The 21444-nt window shown below is 63.3% G+C and carries 16 protein-coding genes; 5 read left to right on the forward strand and 11 right to left on the reverse strand.

The features are described from left to right. Positions 1-84 precede the first annotated feature (84 nt). Positions 85-858 carry a ParA family protein gene (locus tag ACIPIJ_RS18710; RefSeq protein WP_401079366.1) on the forward strand — a complete coding sequence of 258 codons (774 nt, stop codon included), beginning with the start codon at positions 85-87 and terminating at the stop codon, positions 856-858. 39 nt (positions 859-897) lie between these two features. Here the strand turns inward: ACIPIJ_RS18710 and trxC are convergent, their stop codons facing one another. The 7 genes from trxC to betI all read right to left on the reverse strand — a co-directional run bounded on the left by trxC (position 898) and on the right by betI (position 12189). Then, entirely contained in the window at positions 898-1332 is a 435-nt protein-coding gene (gene trxC / locus ACIPIJ_RS18715; RefSeq protein ID WP_401079368.1) for a thioredoxin TrxC, read from the reverse strand. A gap of 37 nt (positions 1333-1369) precedes the next feature. Then, complete coding sequence (gene selO / locus ACIPIJ_RS18720; protein ID WP_401079370.1) at positions 1370-2830, reverse strand: protein adenylyltransferase SelO; 1461 nt, start codon at positions 2828-2830, stop codon at positions 1370-1372. Between the two features lie 45 nt (positions 2831-2875). Further along, positions 2876-6184, reverse strand: coding sequence for a mechanosensitive channel MscK (gene mscK, locus ACIPIJ_RS18725; RefSeq protein WP_401079372.1), 3309 nt, complete (start codon positions 6182-6184; stop codon positions 2876-2878). A 58-nt stretch (positions 6185-6242) separates the two neighbouring features. After that, entirely contained in the window at positions 6243-7985 is a 1743-nt protein-coding gene (locus ACIPIJ_RS18730) for a potassium/proton antiporter (RefSeq protein WP_401079374.1), read from the reverse strand. 262 nt (positions 7986-8247) lie between these two features. Continuing rightward, complete coding sequence (gene betA / locus ACIPIJ_RS18735) at positions 8248-9945, reverse strand: choline dehydrogenase (protein WP_401079376.1); 1698 nt, start codon at positions 9943-9945, stop codon at positions 8248-8250. Positions 9946-10021: 76 nt separating this feature from the next. After that, positions 10022-11494, reverse strand: coding sequence for a betaine-aldehyde dehydrogenase (betB, locus tag ACIPIJ_RS18740; RefSeq protein ID WP_401079378.1), 1473 nt, complete (start codon positions 11492-11494; stop codon positions 10022-10024). A gap of 38 nt (positions 11495-11532) precedes the next feature. After that, complete coding sequence (gene betI / locus ACIPIJ_RS18745; protein WP_401079380.1) at positions 11533-12189, reverse strand: transcriptional regulator BetI; 657 nt, start codon at positions 12187-12189, stop codon at positions 11533-11535. 476 nt (positions 12190-12665) lie between these two features. On the opposite strand from betI, the gene ACIPIJ_RS18750 reads away from it, so the two are divergent. Beyond that, a complete protein-coding gene (locus ACIPIJ_RS18750) occupies positions 12666-14669 on the forward strand; it encodes a BCCT family transporter (protein ID WP_401079382.1) in 2004 nt (667 codons plus the stop codon). 53 nt (positions 14670-14722) lie between these two features. On the opposite strand, the gene ACIPIJ_RS18755 is transcribed toward ACIPIJ_RS18750, so the two are convergent. The 4 genes from ACIPIJ_RS18755 to gpmI form a co-directional block, all read right to left on the reverse strand. After that, positions 14723-15490, reverse strand: coding sequence for a divergent polysaccharide deacetylase family protein (locus ACIPIJ_RS18755; RefSeq protein WP_401079384.1), 768 nt, complete (start codon positions 15488-15490; stop codon positions 14723-14725). A gap of 8 nt (positions 15491-15498) precedes the next feature. Continuing rightward, positions 15499-16821 carry a S41 family peptidase gene (locus ACIPIJ_RS18760; protein WP_401079386.1) on the reverse strand — a complete coding sequence of 441 codons (1323 nt, stop codon included), beginning with the start codon at positions 16819-16821 and terminating at the stop codon, positions 15499-15501. 79 nt (positions 16822-16900) lie between these two features. Continuing rightward, the gene (locus ACIPIJ_RS18765; protein ID WP_401079388.1) at positions 16901-18190 is read right to left on the reverse strand and encodes a murein hydrolase activator EnvC family protein; all 1290 of its coding nucleotides are present in this window, start codon (positions 18188-18190) and stop codon (positions 16901-16903) included. A gap of 220 nt (positions 18191-18410) precedes the next feature. Continuing rightward, positions 18411-19946 (reverse strand): 2,3-bisphosphoglycerate-independent phosphoglycerate mutase, encoded by a 1536-nt coding sequence (gene gpmI, locus ACIPIJ_RS18770; protein ID WP_401079390.1) that lies wholly within the window; start codon positions 19944-19946, stop codon positions 18411-18413. 206 nt (positions 19947-20152) lie between these two features. On the opposite strand from gpmI, the gene ACIPIJ_RS18775 reads away from it, so the two are divergent. The 3 genes from ACIPIJ_RS18775 to secB are packed head-to-tail and all read left to right on the forward strand — an operon-like array spanning position 20153 to position 21347. Then, positions 20153-20566: a rhodanese-like domain-containing protein gene (locus ACIPIJ_RS18775; RefSeq protein ID WP_016502017.1), complete on the forward strand. Its 414-nt coding sequence runs from the start codon at positions 20153-20155 to the stop codon at positions 20564-20566. A 1-nt stretch (position 20567) separates the two neighbouring features. Then, positions 20568-20822, forward strand: coding sequence for a glutaredoxin 3 (grxC, locus tag ACIPIJ_RS18780; protein WP_401079392.1), 255 nt, complete (start codon positions 20568-20570; stop codon positions 20820-20822). Positions 20823-20861: 39 nt separating this feature from the next. Continuing rightward, entirely contained in the window at positions 20862-21347 is a 486-nt protein-coding gene (gene secB / locus ACIPIJ_RS18785) for a protein-export chaperone SecB (RefSeq protein ID WP_401079394.1), read from the forward strand. Positions 21348-21444: the final 97 nt, after the last annotated feature.

Consider the following 21444-nt stretch of genomic DNA (forward strand, 5'->3'; position numbering starts at 1 on the left):
TTGTGCCGGTTGGGCCAAGAGGTGCTGGCCATTGCCGTTGCGCCGCCACATACTCGGGCATTCGTTGATACACGGAGGTCTCTCATGCGGCGCGTGGTGTTCAATCAGAAAGGCGGTGTGGGCAAGTCGAGCATCGCTTGCAACCTGGCGGCAGTGAGTGCCAGCGAAGGCTATCGGACCCTGTTGATCGACCTGGATGCCCAGGCCAACTCGACGCAGTACCTGACCGGCCTGACCGGCGATGACATCCCCATGGGCATCGCCGACTTCTTCAAGCAAAGCCTGTCCAGCGGGCCGTTCAGCAAGAAGAACAAGGTCGATATCTACGAAACCCCGTTCGACAACCTGCACGTGGTCACTGCCACCCCCGAGCTGGCCGACTTGCAACCCAAGCTCGAAGCCAAGCACAAGATCAACAAGCTGCGTAAGTTGCTCGACGAGCTGGACGAGGATTACGATCGCATCTACATCGATACCCCGCCTGCGCTCAACTTCTATGCGGTTTCTGCGTTGATTGCAGCAGATCGCGTACTCATTCCCTTCGACTGCGACAGTTTCTCGCGTCAGGCCCTCTACGGCCTGCTGGCCGAGATCGAAGAGTTGAAGGACGACCACAATGAAGACCTGATGGTCGAAGGCATCGTCGTCAACCAGTTCCAGTCCCGCGCCAGCCTGCCGCAGCAGATGCTGGATGAGCTGCTGGCCGAAGGCCTGCCGGTGCTACCGGTCTACCTCAACAGCTCGGTGAAGATGCGCGAATCGCATCATGCCAGCTTGCCGCTGATTCACTTGGAGCCACGGCACAAGCTGACGCAGCAGTTTGTCGAGTTACACGATATGCTTGAGCGCAGCGAATAGCCGTCATATTACGAATCGTTTCTAGCCAGCGCTTGAAAATCAAACCCCCTGGCTGCGCAACCACTCCAGCAACGACTGCAGTGGAAACGCGCCAGCCTGGCGGCTGACTTCGCGGCCGTTCTTGAACAGGATCAGGCTGGGGATCGAGCGGATGCCCAGTTGCCCGGCCAGGTTGCGGTGGGCTTCGCTGTCGAGCTTGGCCAGGCGGCAGTGGCCGCTGAGCTGGCGGGCGGCCTGTTCGAAGGTGGGGGCGAAGGATTTGCACGGGCCGCACCAGTCGGCCCAGACATCGATCAGCAGCGGCAGGTCGCCTTTGATCTGGCTGGCATAGTTGGCTTCGCTGAGTTCGAACGGCTGGCTCAACAGCACATCCTGTTTGCAGCGGCCGCATTTTGGCGCATCGCCCAGGCGCGCGGCGGGCAGGCGGTTGAGGCCGTTGCAGTGAGGGCAGGGGATCAGCAGTGGGTCGGTCATGTCATTCCTTACAGGTTTGCACAGGGGCTGGCGTGGGTCACGAGGAACAGCTGATTTCCAAGTGCTTGCCCCATTCTGGCGGCCGCTCGGCATAGGCCTGCATGCCGGTTTGTTCCTCGAATGGTTGGGTCAACACCTGGTGCAGCCGCCGCACCTCACTGTAGTCGCCAGCCTCCGCTGCCTCGATGGCCTTCTGCGCCAGATAGTTACGCAGCACATACAGCGGGTTCACCGCATGCATCCGCTCACGGCGGCCTTCTGCGTTGCCCGGTTCGCGCTCGCAGCGGGCCAGGTAGTCCGCGCCCCAGGCATCGAAACCGGCCAGGTCGATGAAATCGTCGCGTACAGCATTCAGCGCCTCAGGCACCGGCTGCTCGCCCAACGTGCGGAAGAACAGGTTGTAGTCCACGCCGCCACTCTGCATGCGCTGCAGCAGGCGCTCGACCAGCGCCATGTCGTCGTCCTCGGCGGTGGTAAGCCCCAGGCGTCGGCGCATCAGGTCCAGGTAGTGCGCTTGGTACAGCGGCAGGAACAACCCCAGCGCCTCCTTCAATGGCTCGACCTCGATCACCGTGGTCAATGCCTGGGCCAGGGCGCTGAGGTTCCAGTGGGCGATCGGCACCTGGTTGGCGTAGCTGTAGCGGCCACGGTCATCGGAATGGTTGCAGATGAAGTTGGCGTCGAAGTCGTCGAGGAAGGCGAACGGGCCAAAATCGAAGGTGATGCCCAGGATCGACATGTTGTCGGTGTTCATCACCCCGTGGCAGAAACCATAGGCTTGCCAGCGTGCGATCAGTTCGGCGTTGCGTTCGACAATGGTGCGGAACATGGCCAGGTAAGGCTGCTCGGCCTCGCGGCACTCGGGATAGTGCTGTTCCAGCACGTGGTCGATCAGTACACGCTGCTGTTCCGGCTGCTTGGTGTAATAGAAATATTCGAAATGGCCGAAACGCACGTGGCTCTGCGCCAGGCGGGTGAGCATGGCGGCGCTCTCCTGGGTTTCGCGCCAGACCGAAGTGCTCGAGCCGATTACGCACAGCGCCCGGCTGCTGGGGATGCCCAAGGCGTGCAAGGCTTCGGAGGCGAGAAACTCGCGAATCGACGAGCGCAGCACGGCGCGGCCGTCGCCCATACGCGAATAGGGCGTCTGGCCGGCGCCCTTCAGGTGCAGGTCCCAGTGCTCGCCTGCGTCGTTGAGCACTTCGGCCAGCAGCAGGCCACGGCCATCGCCCAGGCGCGGGTTGTACGAACCGAACTGGTGGCCGGAATAGACCATTGCCCGCGGGTCGGCCTGTTCCCAGAGCTTGTGGCCGCTGAACAGCTCGGCAAACACAGGCGCTTCTGCCTGGGCCGGGTCGAGGTCGAGCAAGGCCATGGCCGACTCGCTTGCCACCACCAGGCGCGGTGCTGCGATAGGCTCGGGCAGGACCTGGGTGGAGAACGCGTCGCCCAGGCGGGCGAAGCGGTTGTCGAAGGTGAGTTGGTCGAGGGCTTTCACGGGCTGCTCCTGGGGTTCAGCACAGAATAAAGCATTCGAGCCCGATCAGCCCTGTGCAGTGCCATCCGGTTTGGGCTGTTCCACGGGAATCAACTGCTGCTTGCCGCCCTTGGTGTCCATCAGGAACACCTCGACCTGGCGGACCGAGATCTTGATGTTGTGCGCCTTGAACTCGCGGTTGATGTAGCGGTTGATCTCGTCCAGGGTGGGGTTGCGGTCGCCCAGGTCGCGCACGTGCATGCGCAGCTCATGGTCCAGCGAGCTCTCGCCGAAGTTGAGGAAGTACACGATCGGCTCCGGGTCCTTGAGCACCCGCGGGTTCTCGTGGGCGCCCTTGAGCAGCAAGTCGCGCACCAGGTCCAGGTCGGAACCGTAGTCGATGCCCAGCTTCAGCGTCACCCGGGTGACCGTGTCGGTCAGCGACCAGTTGATCAACTGGCCGGTGATGAAGGTCTTGTTGGGGACGATGATGTCCTTGCGGTCGAAGTCGGTGATAGTGGTGGCGCGGATGCGGATCTTGCTCACCGTGCCGGACAGGTTGCCGATGGTGATGGTGTCGCCGATGCGCACCGGGCGCTCGAACAGGATCATGATGCCGGAGATGAAGTTGGCGAAGATCTCCTGCATGCCAAAGCCCAGGCCTACCGACAGTGCCGCCACCAGCCACTGCAGCTTGTCCCAGCTCACCCCGAGGGTCGACAGGGTGCTGACGATGCCGATGCCGACGATCGTGTACGACAGCAGCGTGGTGGTGGCGTAGGCGCTGCCCTGGGCCAGGTTCAGGCGCGACAGCACCAGCACCTCCAGCAGGCCCGGCAAGTTGCCGGCCAGGGCGAAGGTGATGCCGACGATCACCAGCGCGCCGAGCAGGTCGCCGAGGCTGATCGGCACCATGCTGGCAGCGGTGCCGGTGCCGCTGGTGTATTCGTACAGGGTGAAGTTGTTGAGGTAGGCGAATACCGAGATCAGGTCCGACCACACCCAGTACAGGCCGGCAATGAAGCCGCCGAGCAAGGCCAGGCGGATCAGGCGCAGCGACTGCTGGTTGACCTGTTCGATGTCCAGCGTCGGCTCTTCGGTGATGACTTCGCCATCCAGCCCTTCCTTGGCCGCCGCACGCTTGCTCAGGGCGCGTTGGTAGGCCAGGCGTCGCGCGGCCACCGACAGGCCACGCACGAAGGCGGCCTCGATCACCAGCCAGAACATCAGCAGGTACAGGGTGTAGATAAGGCGGTCGGTGAGCTTGAGGGCGGTGTAGTAGTAGCCAAAGCACACCGCCACGAACAAGGCGATTGGCAAGGCGGTGAATGCTACCCCGACGGCCCGGCGGAACAGCGAGGTGTCGCGGTGCGCCGGGCTGCTGGCCAGCAGGCGGCTGAGCAGCCAGGCCATCAGCGCATAGCAGGTCAGCACCACACCGATGCCCAGCACGTCGTCGGCCAGCGCCGATGGCTGATGTTCAGCCACTGCCACCACGCCGACCAGGGCCAGCACCACGGTGCCCAGCCGGCGTACCCAGCCGCGCAGGAACTCGACCTGTGGCTTGTGCCAGCGGAAGTGGATTTCCGCCACGCCGCCGGGGGCGAGGATGCGGTAGGCGGTATAGAACACCAGCCAGGCCTGCGCCAGTTGCCACAGCGCCGCGCCCAGGTTGGCGTTCTGCCCGCGGGCGTCGATCTGCAGGGCATAGCTGCACAGGGCCAGGCCCAGGCTCACCGGCATCGCCAGGAGTATGTTGATCAGGATCGCCTGCGGCGTGTGCCACTGGCTGTCACGGCGGAAATGGCCGATGTCCTGGTGCACTTTGCTCAGCCGCTGGTACAGGTATTTGCGGCGCCACAGCAGGGCGCCGATCACCAGCAGCAACGGTAGGAACAGCAGCGGGCGCTGGCTCAGGCCATCGCCCAGTTCCTTGAGGCCAGAGCCCCAGGGCAGGTCGGCGACCTGCTTGGCGAAACGTTCTGGGACGAATTTCAGCCAGTCCCAATCCAGCGGCTTGTTGCTGGGGATCCAGAACATTTGTTCGTCGAGTGTAGTGCGCAGGCCCTGCGCGGTACCGAGCAGCTGCTTCTGGTTGAGCTGCAGGGTGATCGATTCGTTGAGCAGCGCCGACAGTTCACGGTTCAGGCGTTCGAGCAGGTCGCTGCGGGTGATGGCGACTTCCAGCAGCGCCTTGCGCAGGGCCGGGGTGACGTCTTCCTGCGGCTGATTCGCCAGCAGCTTGTCGACGTAGGTCACCGGGCTGCTCATCTGCTCGCGCTGCTGGTTGATCTCGAACTGGTACAGGCGGATGTCGGCAATCTGGTCGGCCAGGTCGCGGTCGAGCTTCAGGTGCGGCAGCGCCTGCTTTTGCTTGTAGAGGATCTTCGACAGCAGCAGGCTGCCCTTGAGCACGCTGATCTGCTCGTCCAGGGCCTGGTCGGCCTGGGTCAGGCTGTCCAGTTGCTGCTTGGTGCGCAGGTTCTGCTGGGTCAGCTCGTTGAGGCGGTCGGTGCTCTTGAGCAGGTAGTCGGAGAGCTTGAGGTTGGCCGCGCTTTCGCTGGCCAGCAAGCTGCTGCCGCCGGCCTTTTGCGCCTCGATCGACTGCTGGGTGACGGTTTGCTGGGATTGCGCCAGGCGCTTTTCGTTGATCAGCGTCTGCAGGTCCTGGATTTCCTGTTCCAGGCGGGCGGCGCGCTCGATCAGCAGATCATGCCGGGCATTGCCGAGGTCTTGCAGCAGGCCGTTGCCGGCCAGCTCCTGGCGGCGCAGCAGGGTGACGGCGTTGAGCGAGGCCAGTTCGGCAGCGAGCTGGTTGCGCTGGTCGGCGTTGATCGCCTTGCCGCCGTCCTTGCCGCTTTTGAGGATGTTGTTGATCTGCTGGGTGCGGGTCTGGTTGTTGCTGATCTCGGCTTGAGCGCGCTCGGGGCGGGTCTGCGAATTGATGATCAGGCTGTTGGCTTCGGACAAGGCTTTCTGCAACTCACCTTGCAGGGTGTTGCGCTCGCTGAGCAGTTGCTCCAGTTGCGGCACGCTGAGGCTTGCGTAGCGCTGGGCGACGGGTTGCGCTTTGCTGTCCTTGAGCTTGGCCAGCTCCTTCTGGCTGTCGCTGGCCTCTTTCGGCGCGCCGGCCAGCTGCTGCTTGAGCGCAGCCAGCTTCTTCTCGCTGTCTTCCTTGTTGCCGAGCAGGCTCAGGGTCTGCTCCAGCACCTGCTGCAGGGCCTTCTGGTCAGCCTCGGGCAGCTTGCGCTCGGCGATCTTGTCGAGGCTGTGCTGAATGCTGGTGGCGGTCGGGGCCTCGGCCGCGGCAGCCGCGAACGAAAGGGACAGGCACAGCCCGAACAGGGCTGTGCGAAGGTACACGCGCAGGGACATAGGCAGACTACTTGTGGATCAGGCGGTAACGGAGTTTAGAGGAACAATTCTGCTCCAGTTAGAGGAACAATCCTGGTCCGGGTCGCGTTCCTTCGGGGAATCTGACGCCCACTTTCTGGATCTTGTTCCCGTCCATGGTCGCCACGGTCCAGATCGTGCCGTGCCATTCGACCTGGTCGCCTACTACTGGAGCGCCTCCGACCTTCTGTCGGATGAACTGCGCCAGTGGCATTTTCGCGTCCAGGCCGTCGAGTTTCAGGCCGTACAGCGCGGCCACCGCGCCCAGTTCGGCATCGCCTTCGAGCACGAAATCGCCGAAGAAACGCAGGTCCAGGCCGCGCTGTGGCGCTTGGCTGAACAGCTTGCCCAGTGCTGGCAGGTTATGTTCGTGGCCGATCACGCAAAGCATGTCGCCGACCTCCAGCACGGTACTGCCCGACGGGTGCAGCAACTGCTCGTCACGGAACAGCGCAGCGATACGGGTGCCTTCGGGCATCTTCAGCTCGCGCAGGGCAGCGCCGATGCACCACTTTTCCGCACCCAGGCGGTAGACGAACAGCTCCCACTCGCTGGTGATGTGCACCTCCAGCGCGGAACGTGAAATAGGCGCCGGGTCCGGCGGTACCGTGACCTTCAGCAGCTTGGCCATCCACGGCAGGCTGGTGCCTTGCACCAGCAGCGATACCAGCACGATGAAGAACGCCAGGTTGAAGAACAGTTGTGCATCCGGCAGCCCCGCCATCAGTGGGAATACCGCCAGGATGATCGGCACTGCGCCGCGCAGGCCGACCCACGAAATGAAACCTTTCTCGCGGCCGTGGAAGGCTTTGAACGGCAGCAGGGCGGCAACCACCGACAACGGCCGGGCGATCAGGATCATCCACAGCGCCAGGCCCAGCGCCGGTAAGGCGATCGGCAGCAGGTCGTGCGGAGTAACCAGCAGCCCCAGCACCAGGAACATGCCGATCTGCGCCAGCCAGGCCATGCCGTCGAGCATGTGCAGGATGCCGTGGCGGCTGCGGATCGGCTTGTTGCCCAGCACCAGGCCGCACAGGTAGACGGCGAGGAAACCACTGCCGTGCAGGGCGTTGGTCAGCGAGAACACCACCAGCCCGCCGGCGACCACCAGGATCGGGTACAGGCCGCCGGCCAGGTTGATGCGGTTGACCAGTTGCAGCATCAGCCAGCCGCCGCCCAGGCCGAGCAAACCACCGATGCCGAATTCGCGCAGCAAGTGGGTCAGCAGGCTCCAGTGCAAGCCGGTCTGGCCGCTGGCAATCATGTCGATCAGGGTGACAGTGAGGAACACTGCCATGGGGTCGTTGCTGCCCGACTCGATCTCCAGGGTGGCGGTGACCCGCTCGTTCAGGCCCTTGCCGCCGAGCAGCGAGAACACCGCCGCAGCGTCGGTAGAGCCAACGATGGCGCCGATCAGCAGGCCCTGGATCAGGCTCAGGTTGAACAGCCAGGCGGCGACCAGGCCGGTAAGGGCAGTGGTGATCATCACGCCGACCGTGGCCAGCGACAGCGCCGGCCACAAGGCCACGCGGAAGCTCGCCACTCGCGTGCGCAGGCCGCCGTCGAGCAAGATCACTGCCAGTGCCAGGTTGCCCACCAGGTAGGCGGTCGGGTAGTTGTTGAAGATGATGCCGCCACCGTCCACGCCGGCGACCATGCCGACAGCGAGGATGATGACCAGAATAGGGATGCCCAGGCGTGACGACAGAGAACTGACCAGGATACTTGCGCCCACCAGCAATGCGCCGATCAAGAACAGGCTGTTGATGGTGCTTGCATCCAAAGGCAGGTACTCCGGGACAGCGCGAAAAAAGGGACTTGCCGGAAAGATCTAGCAGGTCGCGTGCCAATCGATTCTAACCTGATGAATTGGCAGCATGTAAAGCGTTTCTGCAGATGTAGAAAAGGCACCGCAGTGGGTGCCTTGTCTGTGTTGCATGTGCGGGCCTCATCGCCGGCAAGCCGGCTCCCCCAGGATGATCGCAGGCCTGGAGGCGGCGCTGTAAGTGTGGGAGCCGGCTTACCGGCGATGAGGCCGGTGCTGATCAGCCCTGTTTCACTTCACGCATCGGCTTGCCTTTGACCGGTGCACCGTTGGCCACGTAGTACTTGGCAGTGCTACGCGGCAGCGGCTTGCGGTTGCGGATCTTGTCCGAGATTTTTTCGGCGATCATGATGGTGGTGGCGTTCAGGTTGCCGGTGATGATGATCGGCATGATCGACGCATCAACCACACGCAGGCCCTGCATGCCATGCACGCGGCCTTCGCCATCGACCACGGCCATGTCGTCGGTGCCCATCTTGCACGAGCAGGACGGGTGGAAGGCGGTTTCGGCGTGCTCGCGGATGAACTTGTCCAGCTGCTCGTCGGTTTGTACGTCGGCGCCCGGGCTGATCTCGCGGCCACGATATGGGTCCAGCGCTGGCTGCGCCATGATTTCGCGGGTCAGGCGGATACCGTCACGGAATTCCTGCCAGTCCTGCTCGGTGGCCATGTAGTTGAACAGGATGCTCGGGTGCTGGCGCGGGTCCTTCGACTTGGCCTGGATGCGGCCACGGCTTGGTGAACGCATCGAGCCCATGTGCGCCTGGAAGCCGTGTTCCTTCACGCCATTGGAGCCGTTGTAATTGATCGCCACCGGCAGGAAGTGGTACTGGATGTTCGGCCACTCGAATTCAGGGCGGGTACGGATGAAACCACCGGCCTCGAACTGGTTGCTGGCGCCGATGCCAGTGCCGTTGAACAGCCACTCGGCGCCGATGGCCGGCTGGTTCCACCACAGCAGCGACGGGTACAGCGACACAGGCTGAGTGCAGGCGTACTGCAGGTACAGCTCAAGGTGGTCCTGCAGATTTTCACCGACGCCCGGCAGGTCGTGCACCACCGGAATGTCGAGGCTTTCCAGCAGGGCGCGCGGGCCCACGCCAGAGCGCTGCAGCAGCTGCGGCGAGGCGATGGCGCCGGAGCTGACGATGACTTCCTTGCGGGCGCGGGCTTCGACACGCTCTTCGCTGTCGCCAACCAGGTAGGTCACGCCAACGGCGCGCTTGCCGTCGAACAGCACGCGATCGCTCAGGGCGTGGGTGACGATGGTCAGGTTAGGGCGCTTCTTGGCCTGGTCCAGGTAACCGCGTGCGGTGCTGGAGCGGCGACCTTTCTTGGTCACCGAGCGGTCCATCGGGCCGAAACCTTCCTGCTGGTAGCCGTTGAGGTCTTCGGTGCGCGGGTAACCGGCCTGCACGCCGGCCTCGACCATGGCGTGGAACAGCGGGTTGTTGCCGGCCTTCGGGGTCGCAACGCTGACCGGGCCTTCGCCGCCGTGGTAGTCGTTGGGGCCGATATCACGGGTTTCCGCTTTACGGAAGTACGGCAGGCAGTCCAGGTAGGTCCAGTCTTCCAGGCCTGGCAGTTCTGCCCAGCCGTCGAAGTCCATGGCGTTACCGCGGATGTAGCACATGCCGTTGATCAGCGAGGAACCACCCAGGCCTTTGCCGCGGCCACATTCCATACGGCGGCCGTCCATGTGCGGCTCCGGGTCGGTCTCGTAGGCCCAGTTGTAGCGGCGGCCTTGCAGCGGGAAGGCCAGGGCGGCTGGCATCTGGGTGCGGAAGTCGAAGCGGTAGTCGGGGCCACCGGCTTCCAGCAGCAATACCGTGACGCTGGCGTCTTCGGTCAGGCGGGTGGCCAGGGTGTTACCGGCGGAACCTGCTCCGACGATGATGTAATCGAATTCTTGGGACATGTGAGTACCCTCGTTTGGCGGTGATCAGGGAGCGGGAACGCCCGTGCGCGCTGGCACGGGCGTGACTACATGCGGTTTAGAAAACCGAGGTGTAGCCGCCCAGCTCGACCTGGACCGACTTGATGCGAGTGTATTGAGCCAGCGAGCTGACGCCGTTTTCACGGCCCACGCCCGACTGCTTGTAGCCACCGACCGGCATTTCGGCCGGCGATTCGCCCCAGGCGTTGATCCAGCAGATGCCGGCTTCGAGCTTGTGGATGATGCGGTGGGCACGGCTGATGTCGTTGGTGCACACGCCAGCGGCCAGGCCGTATTCGGTGTCGTTGGCGCGGCGGATGACTTCTTCTTCGGTCTCGTAGCTGAGGATGCTCATCACTGGGCCGAAGATTTCTTCCTTGACGATGGTCATGTCGTCGGTGCAATCGGTGAACACGGTCGGGGCCACGAAGGCGCCCTTGGCGAAATCGCCTTCGGTCAGGCGCTCGCCACCGCACAGCACGCGGGCACCTTCTTCTTTACCTTTGGCGATGTAGCCGAGCACGCTTTCCATGTGCTGGAAGCTGACCAGCGGGCCGAAGTTGGTGTTTTCGTCTTCCGGGTTGCCGGCACGGATGCGCGCAACGCGCTCGGCGATCTTGGCTTCGAAGGCGGCTTTCAGCTCGGCAGGGATGAACACGCGGGTGCCGTTGGTGCAGACCTGACCGGAGCTGTAGAAGTTGGCCATCATGGCGATGTCGGCGGCCTTGTCCAGGTCGGCGTCGGCGCAGATGATCAGTGGCGACTTGCCGCCCAGTTCCATGGTGACTTCCTTGAGCGAGGAGCTCGAGGCGCTGGCCATGACTTTCTTGCCGGTGGTGGTGCCGCCGGTGAAGGAGACTTTTTCGATGCGCGGGTGCTCGGTCAGCCAGGTGCCGACTTCGCGGCCGCTGCCGGTCAGGACGTTGAACACGCCGTCCGGCAGGCCGGCTTCGGTGTAGATCTCGGCCAGTTTCAGGGTGGTCAGCGAGGTGACTTCGGACGGCTTGAAGATCATCGCGTTGCCGGCGGCCAGGGCCGGGGCGGATTTCCACAGGGCGATCTGGATCGGGTAGTTCCACGCGCCGATACCGACGGTGACGCCCAGCGGCTCGCGGCGGGTGTAGACGAAGGAGCTTTCACGCAGCGGGATCTGCTCGCCTTCGATGGCCGGTACCAGGCCTGCGTAGTATTCCAGCACGTCGGCGCCGGTGACGATGTCGACGTAGCGGGTTTCCGAGTACGACTTGCCGGTGTCCAGGGTTTCCAGTTGAGCCAGCTCGTCGTTGCGCTCACGCAGGATGTCGACGGCACGGCGCAGGATGCGCGAACGCTGCATGGCGGTCATCGCAGCCCAGACTTTCTGGCCACGTTCGGCGCTTTCGACGGCTTTCTCGACGTCAGCCTCGGTGGCGCGCTGCACGTGGGCGAGGACTTCGCCGGTAGCCGGGTTGATGGCTTCGAAGGTGGCATCGCTGCCAGCGTCGACATAACCGCCATCAATGTAGAGTTTTTGCGTTCCGAAACGGGCCATAGTGTCCTCGCAAGTGCAGTGTGTGGTTGGCTTGCGCGTCACGCTCCTGCCGTGTTGGCAAGTGCCGTGCGTGCGTGTTCAGCGGCCTGGTCCGATGTGTCCAGGGTGTGCTGTTTAGCCAGTTGTAGATCCATGTATTCGTATGCAATCCGTATCGCCTGGTCGGTGTCGAATGCATCCCCCGACAGGGCGCCACGCAGCCACAGGCCGTCGATCAGGGCCGCCAGGCCGCGGGCGGCTTTGCGCGCATGGTAAAGCGGCAAGACGCGGCGGAACTGGCAGCACAGGTTGGAATACAGGCGGTGATCGTTGATCCGCTGCAACCTGTGCAAATCGGGCTGGTGCATGCTGGAAGCCCAGAAGGCCAACCAGGTTTTCATCGCCGGGCCGTTCACTTGGCTGGCATCGAAGTTACCCTCGATGATCACCTTCAGGTGGGCGCGCGGGCTGTCGTCCGTCAGGGCCTGGCGACGTGCTCTAACGCCTTCGTTGAGCATGTTCATGATGTAACCCATCGTCGCTGCGATCAGGCCGTTCTTGTCCCGAAAGTAGTGACTGATGATCCCGTTAGACACGCCGGCCAAACGGGCAATGAGCGCAATGCTGGCGTCCCCCAGGCCGACCTGATCGACGGCCTGCAATGTGGCTTCGATCAACTGCTGGCGGCGGATGGGTTGCATACCGACCTTGGGCATCTTGCTATCTCCTCAGGCCCTGCGAGCAGACGACAGGCGGCTGACTCGGCGAAGGCCAGTCTATTTTGTTTTGATTGAACGTTCAATCAATAAAGAATAAGCTCTGCGACAATTTGTGCCATTGACAGTTCTTGAGCTGTTTCAGGAAGCACATCTTGACACCCCAGGAAATCGCGTAACCCCCGGAATACAAGGCGTTGACGGGCATGAGCGATGCGAAATGCAGATTCTGCCGAACGGTCATCGACCTGCGGCAGGCCCTTGGAGCGGGCGGGGTGCTCTGTGACGAATGCGCGCACCTACGCAGTGGGTTACGCATTTACAGCAGGCCACCTGTCTGTTTTTTGCAACGTATCGATTCGGGATCACGGTTTCCAGGGTGCTTTTATAACACCTGTAGCAGTGGGGCTATTGCACCAATTGCTCGGGAAAGACTGATTAGCCTCCACCGCCGTACTGCCCGGAGCATTCGTGCAATGAGTTCTGCCTCCCTAACCAAACCCCCCGCCGAGAGGGTACGGGTCAACCGCGTGGTGTTCTTCACCTCCGCGCTGATGATCCTCGTTCTGACTGCCTTGTTGATCGCTGTACCCGACACCGCCGGCCAAGTGCTGGGCGTGGCCCAGAAGTGGCTGACGCGCACTTTCGGCTGGTACTACATGCTGGTGATCTGCAGTTACCTGCTGTTCGTCGTCTACCTGGCGTTCTCCGACTACGGCAAGCTCAAGCTTGGCGGCAAGGATGACCAGCCTGACTTCAGCTACGGCGCCTGGGCCGGCATGCTGTTCTCCTCCGGTATCGGCATTTCGCTGCTGTATTTCGGCGCCTCCGAGCCGCTGGACCACTACTTCAACCCGCCGGAGGGCACGCCCGCCAGCCTCGAGGCTGCGCGCCAGGGCCTGCAGCTGACCTTCCTGCACTGGGGCCTGCACGGCTGGGCGATCTACGCCTTGGTCGGCCTGGCCGTGGGTTACTTCGCCTACCGCCACAACCAGCCGCTGGCACTGCGCTCGGCGTTGTACCCGCTGGTGGGTGAGCGTTGGGTCAAGGGCGCTGCCGGCAATGCCGTGGACATCTTCGGCATGTTCGTCACCTTGCTGGGCCTGGTGACCAACCTGGGCATTGGCTCGATGCAGGTGTCTTCGGGCCTGGAATACCTGTTCGGCATGGACCACAGCAAGACCAACCTGCTGGTGGTGATCCTGGTCATGGCCGGTGTGGCCACCGTGGCGGCGGTGTCGGGTGTGGAGAACGGCATCCGCCGCCTGTCCAACCTGAACATCATGCTGTTCAGCGGCCTGCTGATCTTCGTGCTGCTGGGGGGGGAAACCCTGCACCTGCTCAACGGCCTGGTGCAGAACGTCGGCGACTACCTCAACGGCATCGTGCTGAAGACCTTCGACCTGTATGTCTACGAAGGCGAAGCCGGCAAGTCCGAGCGCTGGCTGGGCTTGTGGACCGTGTTCTACTGGGCCTGGTGGATCTCCTGGGGCCCGTTCGTCGGCATGTTCATTGCCCGTATCTCCAAAGGCCGCACCGTGCGCCAATTGGTCAGCGGCGTGCTGCTGATCCCGCTTGGCTTCACCCTGGCCTGGCTGTCGATCTTCGGTAACACCGCGCTTGACCTGGTGATCAACCAGGGCGCCGTGGAGCTAGGCAAGACCGCCCTTGAGCAGCCGTCGATGTCGATCTACCAGCTGCTGGAATACTTCCCGGCCGCCAAGATCGTGATCGGTGTAGCGGTGTTCGTCGGCTTCGTGCTGTTCCTCACCCCGGCCGATTCCGGCGCGGTGATGATGGCCAACCTGTCGTGCAAAGGCGGCAAGGTGGACGAAGACGCGCCGCACTGGATGGTGGTGTTCTGGTCGGTGATCATCACCCTGGTCACCATCGGGCTTCTGTTCGCCGGTAACTTCGAGGCCATGCAGACCATGGTGGTGCTGGCCGGCCTGCCATTCTCGGTGGTGCTGGTCCTGTTCATGTTCGGCCTGTACAAGGCCATGAAGCAGGACGTTGCGGTGGAACAGGAGCGCGCCGAGCTGGCCGCCCGTGGCCGTCGCGGTTTCAGTGAGCGCCTGAGCCAGTTGGACCTGCAGCCTACCCAGGCAGTGGTGCAACGCTTCATGGACAAGCAGGTGAGCCCGGCGTTGAAAGAAGCTGCCGAGCAGTTGCGTACCTTGGGCTTCGAGGTCGAAAGCCGCGTTGGCCAGTCGCGCAACACCATGGGCCTGCGGGTGATGATGGAAGAGGGCAACCCCTTCGTCTACGAAGTGAGCCTGGATGGCTACATGGCCGCGCCGAGCGAAGCACCGGTGGAGGGTGAGCCGGAAGTGCGCCAGCGCTTCTACCGCGCCGAGGTGTACCTGCATGACGGCAGCCAGGAGTACGACCTGATGGGCTTCGCGCCGGAGCAGATCGTGCGTGACGTGCTGGATCAGTTCGAAAGCCACCGCCAGTTGCTGGGGCGTGTGTATAGCTGATTGCTGTTGATGCAAAAGAAAACCCGCTCATATGAGCGGGTTTTTTTATGGGGTCAGCGGTTGGTGTAGCGCCCGTTCTTGCCATGCCCCGGCATCGCCTGGTTGCCGCGTTCGGCGATCATCTGCTTGATGGGGATAAGTTCGATGCCCTGGCTCTTCAGGCGCGGCAGCTCCCGCTGAAGCACTTCAAGCGTCTGTGGGTAAGGGTGGCCGATGAGTACCGCCGAACCCTGCTTGTGTGCCAGGGTGATGCCTTGCTGCAACTGCCCGAGGATTGCCTCGGTGGTGCGCACGTCGTCGAGGAACACATCCCGTGACACATGCGCCAGGCCCTGCGCCTGCGCTTCAGCCGCCGCCACGGTGGCGGCACTGGTGCGGCTATCGACAAACAACAGGTGACGCCGTTGCAGCTCGCCCATCAACCAGGCCATCGGCTCGCGCTGGGCGGTCATGCGGCTGCCCATGTGGTTGTTGATGCCGGCGGCATACGGCACCTTGGCCAGCGCCGTGTCCAGGCGCCGGGCCAGCTCCTCGATCGGCGTGCCAGGGTGCCAGGCATAGGGGCCGGTGGCCGGGTCCATGGGCATGTGCAGGATCACCGTCTTGCCGGCCTTGTGCGCCTGGCGGGCAAAGTCACTGGCGTGCGGGGTGTCGGGCATGACCGCCATCGTGACCGGCCCGGGCAGGGCCAAGGTGCGGCTGTCGCGCTCGGTGCTCTGGCCCAGGTCGTCGATGATGATGCTCATGTAGGCCTTGCTGGCCGGCGCCGCTTGGGCGACGCCGGCCGACAGGCAGAACAGCAGGCACGGCAGGAAGCGCATGGGGGGGATCATTTGCCCGAGGTGATGTTCAGCCCTTTGAGCAGGCTCAGGGCCTGGCTCAGCTGGAAGTCATCGTCCTGTGGGCGTTCCTTGCGCTTGCTGCTGCCGGTCGGGCGGTCGGCGCCGCCGTTGCCGTTGCCCAGGTGACCTTGCAGGTCGGCTTCCTTGAAGTTGTCGGTATCCACTTCGGCGGTCAGCTTGGCCGGGCGTACTTCGATGTCTGGCACGATGCCCTGGGCCTGGATCGAGCGACCATTGGGGGTGAAGTACAGCGCGGTAGTGAGCTTCAGTGCGCGATCGTTGGCCAGTGGCAGCACGGTCTGCACCGAGCCTTTGCCGAAGCTGTCGGTGCCCATCAGCACGGCGCGTTTCTGGTCTTGCAGGGCGCCGGCGACGATTTCCGAGGCCGAGGCGCTGCCGCCGTTGATCAGTACCACCAGTGGCACGCCTTCGCTGGCGTCGGCCGGGTCGGCGGAGAAGCGCAACTCGGAGTTGGCGATGCGGCCCTTGGTGTAGACGATCAGGCCCTTGGTCAGGAAGTGGTCGGCCACTTCCACCGCCGACTGCAGCACGCCGCCGGGGTTGTTGCGCAGGTCCAGGACCACGCCGCGCAGCTTCTTGCCATTGTCCTTGCGCAGCTTGGCCAATGCTTTGCCCACTTCCTCACCCGTCTTGACCTGGAACTGGGTGATGCGGATGTAGCCGTAGTCGTTTTCCAGCAGCTGGCTCTTCACGCTCTTGACCTGAATCACCGCGCGGGCGAGGGTCACGTCGAACGGGTTGCCGCCGTCACGCACCAGGGTCAGGGTGATCTTCTCGCCGACCTTGCCACGCATCTTGTCCACGGCTTCGGTCATGGTCTGGCCACGGGTCGGGGCGCCGTTGATCTTGACGATCAGGTCGCCGGCCTGCACACCGGCACGTGAAGCCGGGGTGTCATCGATGGGCGAGACGACCTTGATGAAACCGTCTTCCTGGCCGACTTCGATGCCCAGGCCGCCGAATTCGCCACTGGTGCTTTCCTGCAGCTCCTGGAAGTCCTCGGGGCCGAGGTAGGCCGAATGGGGGTCGAGGTTGCTGAGCATGCCCTTGATGGCGTTTTCCAGCAGGGTCTTGTCGTCGACCGGCTCTACATAGGCTGCCTTGATGCGGTCCATGACCTCGGCGAAGGTGCGCAGCTCTTCGAGCGGCAGCGGCGCCTTGGCGGTCACCTCGGTGGCGGGCACCGCGGCGGGCTTGGCAGGCGCCGGCTCGGCAGCGAGGGCCAAGGGCGCGCCGACCGCCAGAGCGATGGTCAGGGCCAGCTGGGTGAGACGAGGCGAGTGCAGCATGTCGAACGAACTCCTGATCCTGTAGGCGCTCCCAAAGGAGCATCGGTGCAGCGCCGGGCGCTACGCCGTAAAAAGTGAACTAACCTCGGCACCATTGTGCAGGGTCGGTAGGCCGGCCCTGCTGGCGGATGGCGAAATACAAGCCTGCGGCATCCTGGCCGCCGCTGTCGCCAACGGTGGAAATGGCCTCGCCGGCCTTGACGATGTCCCCGGCGCTCTTGAGCAGGCTCTGGTTATGGCCGTAGAGGCTCAGGTAACCATTACCATGGTCGAGAATGACCAGAAGTCCAGCACCGCGCAACCAGTCGGCGAACACCACGCGCCCGCCGTGCACGGCGCGTACCTGGGTGCCGGGGTTGGCGCTGATCATCACCCCGTCCCACTTGGCGCGGGCATCGCTGCCACGGGCATCGCCGAAGCGTGCCAGCAGTCGACCATTGACCGGCCAGGGAAGTTTTCCCCGTGCGGAAGAAAATGCGCCGCCATAGCTGACGCTGTCGCTGGAAACCAGCGGGCCAAGGGTGGTACGCGCCTTTTTTGGCGGCTCGGTGATGTCTTCGCGTTTGGCCAGGGCTTCCTGCTGGCGGCGCTTTTCGGCCTCCTGCTGGGCCAGCAGGGCTTTCTGGCGTACCTCTTCGGCTTCGCGGGCCTGGCGGGCCAAGGTTTCCTCGATGGTCTTGAGCACCTTGGCCAGGTCCGCCTGGTCCTGCTCGCGGGCCTGCAGCTTCTGGCCGCCGTCCTTCATGTCGGTATTGAGCTTGGCCAGCACTTGCTGGCGCTTGCCGCGTTCGGCTTCGAGGGCTTGGCGGCGGCTGTCGAGGTCGGCGCGCTGGGCCAGCAACTGTTCTTGCTGGCGGGAGATGTCCTGTTCCACGTTGGCCAATTGGCGCAGCGTCTCGTTGAAGGCGCGCAATTGCTCCATGCGCGCCTTGCTCAGGTAGTCGTAGTAGCTGAGGGTGCGGGCGAACTTCTCGGGGTTCTGCTGGTTGAGCAACAGCTTGAGGTATTCCTCCCGGCCGTTGTTCTGGTAGGCCGAGCGCGCCTGGATGGCGATCAGTCGCTGTTGTTCAACGCGGGAGCTCTGGAGTTTTTTTTTCTCGGTATCAAGGCGCTCCAGATCGCCCTCGGTCTTTTTTAGTTCTTGTTGCAGGGCCTCCACCTGCTTCTCGAGGTTGCCGATGTCGGTCTCGGTGGCTTTGAGATCTTTTTGCACGCCGGCCTTTTCTTCCTGGAGCTTGCCCAGCGTCTTTTTGAGCTCGGCGATGTCCTGGCGGGTGGCGTCCAGTTGTTGCTGGGTCTGCACGCGCTCGTCGGCGAAGGCCGGGCTGAGCAGGCAAGACAGGGCTAGGAGGATCAGGGCGCGAAGCATGAGGTTGGGCGTACCAAGGATGGAGACTGGCCTAGTATGCCCGCCTGGGCCTGCAAAAAAAACGCCCCACCGCAGATGCGGTGAGGCGTTTGTCTGGAATTGCTGTGTACAGGGGCCGTTCTGCACCCCAATCGCCGGCAAGCCGGCTCCCACCAAAACTGCGGTGGACCCTGTGGGAGCCGGCTTGCCGGCGATTGGGCAGCAGGGCTGCCCCTTTGCCTCAGGCGTCGATCAGGATCGACGTACCGGTCATTTCCGCAGGCTTTTCCAGGCCCAGCAGTTTGAGCATGGTCGGTGCCACATCGGCCAATACACCGCCATCGCGGACTTTGACCGGGCGCTTGCCGACATAGATGAACGGCACCGGCTCGGTGGTGTGCGCAGTGTGCGCCTGGCCGGTACATTCGTCTTCCATCTGCTCGACGTTGCCGTGGTCGGCGGTGATCAGGGCTTCGCCGCCGACCTTTTCCAGCGCCTCGACGATGCGCCCGACGCAGGTGTCCAGGGCTTCGACGGCCTTCACCGCAGCCTCGAACACGCCGGTGTGGCCGACCATGTCGCCGTTGGCATAGTTGACCACGATCACGTCAAAGCGCTGCTGCTCGATGGCTTCGACGATGCGGTCGGTGACTTCCGGCGCGTTCATCTCCGGCTGCAGGTCGTAGGTGGCGACTTTCGGCGACGGGATCAGGATGCGCTCTTCGCCTTCGAACGGCTCTTCACGCCCGCCGGAGAAGAAGAAGGTGACGTGGGCATACTTCTCGGTCTCGGCGATACGCAACTGGGTCTTGCCGTTCTTGGCCAGGTACTCGCCCAGCACGTTGTCCAGGCTGGCTGGGGCGAACGCGGCAGGGGCAGCGATTTTCGCCGAGTACTGGGTCAGGCCGATGTAGGCGGCCAGCTTGGGCAGGCGCGCGCGCGGAAATTCGTTGAAGTCGGCTTCGACGAACACGCGCGACAGCTCGCGCGCGCGGTCGGCGCGGAAATTCATGAAGATCACGGCATCGCCATCTTCCACCTTGACCGCGTCGCCGATGCGCGTGGCTTTGACGAACTCGTCGCTCTCGTCGCGGGCGTAGGCCGCTTCAAGGCCGGCCACGGCGCTGTCGGCGGTGTATTCGGCAACGCTGTCGACGATCAGGTTGTAGGCGGCGCTGACGCGGTCCCAGCGGTTGTCGCGGTCCATGGCGAAGTAGCGGCCGATGATGCTGGCGATACGGCCTTTGCCCAGCTTGGCAAAGGTCGAATCGAGCAGCTCGATCGACGATTGCGCACTGCGCGGCGGGGTGTCACGGCCGTCGAGGAACGCGTGCAGGTAGATTTTTTCGGCGCCACGCTGTGCGGCGAGTTCGGCCATGGCGACCAGGTGGTCCTGATGGCTGTGCACGCCACCGTCGGACAGCAGGCCGAGGATATGCACGGCCTTGCCGGCACCGGCGGCTTTGTCCACTGCGCCGGTCAGCACCGGGTTGGTGAAGAAGTCGCCATCGCGAATGGCCTTGGTGACGCGGGTGAAGTCCTGGTACACGACACGGCCGGCGCCGAGGTTCATGTGGCCGACTTCGGAGTTGCCCATCTGCCCGTCCGGCAGGCCGACATCCATCCCTGAGCCAGAGATCAAGCCATGCGGCTGGGTGGCGCGCAGGCGATCATAGACCGGTGTGTTGGCGGCATAGATGGCGTTGTATTCGGGGCTTTCGCTGTGGCCGAATCCATCCAGGATGATCAGGACCAGGGGTTTGGGCGTACTCGTCATCAATCAAACTCACGGTTGTTCAAAGATGATAAAGACACGCATTTTAGGGCAAATGCGCCATGGGCGGCGAATATTCGTCCTGTTCCCTGACCAGCGCGGCCATCCATGCAACATGAAGGTACCGTTCCGGCCGGCCCGTCGGGCTTTGGTGGCAATGGGGGGCTGTGTATACTGGCCGGCATTTTCAATCGCCTGGAACACCGCTGATGGTTGCTCACCTGATTCAATTCGCGACAGATCACTACATCCTGGTTGCGATCTTCGTTGTTCTGCTGGTCCTGCTGCTGCTCAATGAAATCCGCCGTGGCGGCCAGAGCCTGAGCAATGGCCAACTGACCGCCCTGGTCAATGCCGACAAGGGCCTGGTCATCGACATCCGTACTGCCAAGGAATACGCCGCCGGCCACATCGTCGGTGCGATCAACATTCCGCAGGACAAGCTGGCCGCGCGCATGAGCGAGCTGGACAAGCACAAAGAGAAGACCCTGATCGTCGTCGACGCAATGGGTCAGCAGTCCGGCACCCACTGCCGCGAACTGCTCAAGGCCGGCTACACCGCCGCCAAGCTGAGCGGTGGCGTTTCCAGCTGGAAAGCCGATAACCTGCCCCTGGTGAAGTGATATGAAGTCCGTCATCGTCTACTCCAGCGACTACTGCCCCTACTGCATGCGCGCCAAGTACCTGCTCGAGAGCAAAGGCGTGGCCTTCGAAGAAATCAAGGTCGACGGCAAACCGCAGCTGCGCGCCGAGATGAGCCAGAAAGCCGGCCGTACTTCGGTGCCGCAGATCTGGATTGGCGGTACCCATGTCGGTGGCTGCGATGACCTCTATGCCCTGGAGCGCGCCGGCAAGCTCGACGCGCTGCTGGCGGCCTGATTTGCACTGCATTCAAAAACATTAGGATAAGGATCTGCCATGACTGACCAACAGACCAACGGCGCCGCTGCCGAAGACACCAGCCCTCAGTTCTCCATGCAGCGCATCTATGTGCGCGATCTGTCGTTCGAGGCCCCGAAAAGCCCTCAGATCTTCCGCCAGACCTGGGAGCCGAGCGTTGGCCTGGACCTGAACACCAAGCAGAAAGCCCTGGAAGGTGATTTCCACGAAGTGGTGCTGACCCTGTCGGTTACCGTCAAGAACGGTGACGAAGTTGCCTTCATCGCCGAAGTTCAGCAGGCCGGCATCTTCCTGATCAAGAACCTCGACGCGGCTTCGATGAGCCACACCCTCGGCGCGTTCTGCCCGAACATCCTGTTCCCGTACGCCCGTGAGACCCTGGACAGCCTGGTGACCCGTGGTTCGTTCCCGGCCCTGATGCTGTCGCCGGTCAACTTCGACGCCCTGTACGCGCAAGAGATGCAGCGCATGCAGGAAGCTGGCGAAGCACCGACCGTGCAGTAAACCCTGCCGGTATCAAGAAAGCGCCTCTCGGGGCGCTTTTTTGTTGCCTGCTCCGGCCTCATCGCCGGCTTGCGGATAGGTCCAGTGCAGGCCCTGC

Source organism: Pseudomonas sp. NPDC087185, assembly GCF_044744955.1.
Taxonomy (GTDB): Bacteria; Pseudomonadota; Gammaproteobacteria; order Pseudomonadales; family Pseudomonadaceae; genus Aquipseudomonas.

Excerpts from the sequence above, each read along its gene's own strand:
- gpmI (WP_401079390.1), bottom strand. The coding sequence starts at position 19,946 with ATGACGAGTACGCCCAAACCCCTGGTCCTGATCATCCTGGATGGATTC.
- betI (WP_401079380.1), bottom strand. The coding sequence starts at position 12,189 with ATGCCCAAGGTCGGTATGCAACCCATCCGCCGCCAGCAGTTGATCGAA.
- trxC (WP_401079368.1), bottom strand. The coding sequence starts at position 1,332 with ATGACCGACCCACTGCTGATCCCCTGCCCTCACTGCAACGGCCTCAAC.
- ACIPIJ_RS18775 (WP_016502017.1), top strand. The coding sequence starts at position 20,153 with ATGGTTGCTCACCTGATTCAATTCGCGACAGATCACTACATCCTGGTT.
- ACIPIJ_RS18750 (WP_401079382.1), top strand. The coding sequence starts at position 12,666 with ATGAGTTCTGCCTCCCTAACCAAACCCCCCGCCGAGAGGGTACGGGTC.
- ACIPIJ_RS18755 (WP_401079384.1), bottom strand. The coding sequence starts at position 15,490 with ATGCGCTTCCTGCCGTGCCTGCTGTTCTGCCTGTCGGCCGGCGTCGCC.
- ACIPIJ_RS18710 (WP_401079366.1), top strand. The coding sequence starts at position 85 with ATGCGGCGCGTGGTGTTCAATCAGAAAGGCGGTGTGGGCAAGTCGAGC.
- grxC (WP_401079392.1), top strand. The coding sequence starts at position 20,568 with ATGAAGTCCGTCATCGTCTACTCCAGCGACTACTGCCCCTACTGCATG.
- ACIPIJ_RS18760 (WP_401079386.1), bottom strand. The coding sequence starts at position 16,821 with ATGCTGCACTCGCCTCGTCTCACCCAGCTGGCCCTGACCATCGCTCTG.
- secB (WP_401079394.1), top strand. The coding sequence starts at position 20,862 with ATGACTGACCAACAGACCAACGGCGCCGCTGCCGAAGACACCAGCCCT.
- betB (WP_401079378.1), bottom strand. The coding sequence starts at position 11,494 with ATGGCCCGTTTCGGAACGCAAAAACTCTACATTGATGGCGGTTATGTC.
- ACIPIJ_RS18765 (WP_401079388.1), bottom strand. The coding sequence starts at position 18,190 with ATGCTTCGCGCCCTGATCCTCCTAGCCCTGTCTTGCCTGCTCAGCCCG.
- mscK (WP_401079372.1), bottom strand. The coding sequence starts at position 6,184 with ATGTCCCTGCGCGTGTACCTTCGCACAGCCCTGTTCGGGCTGTGCCTG.
- betA (WP_401079376.1), bottom strand. The coding sequence starts at position 9,945 with ATGTCCCAAGAATTCGATTACATCATCGTCGGAGCAGGTTCCGCCGGT.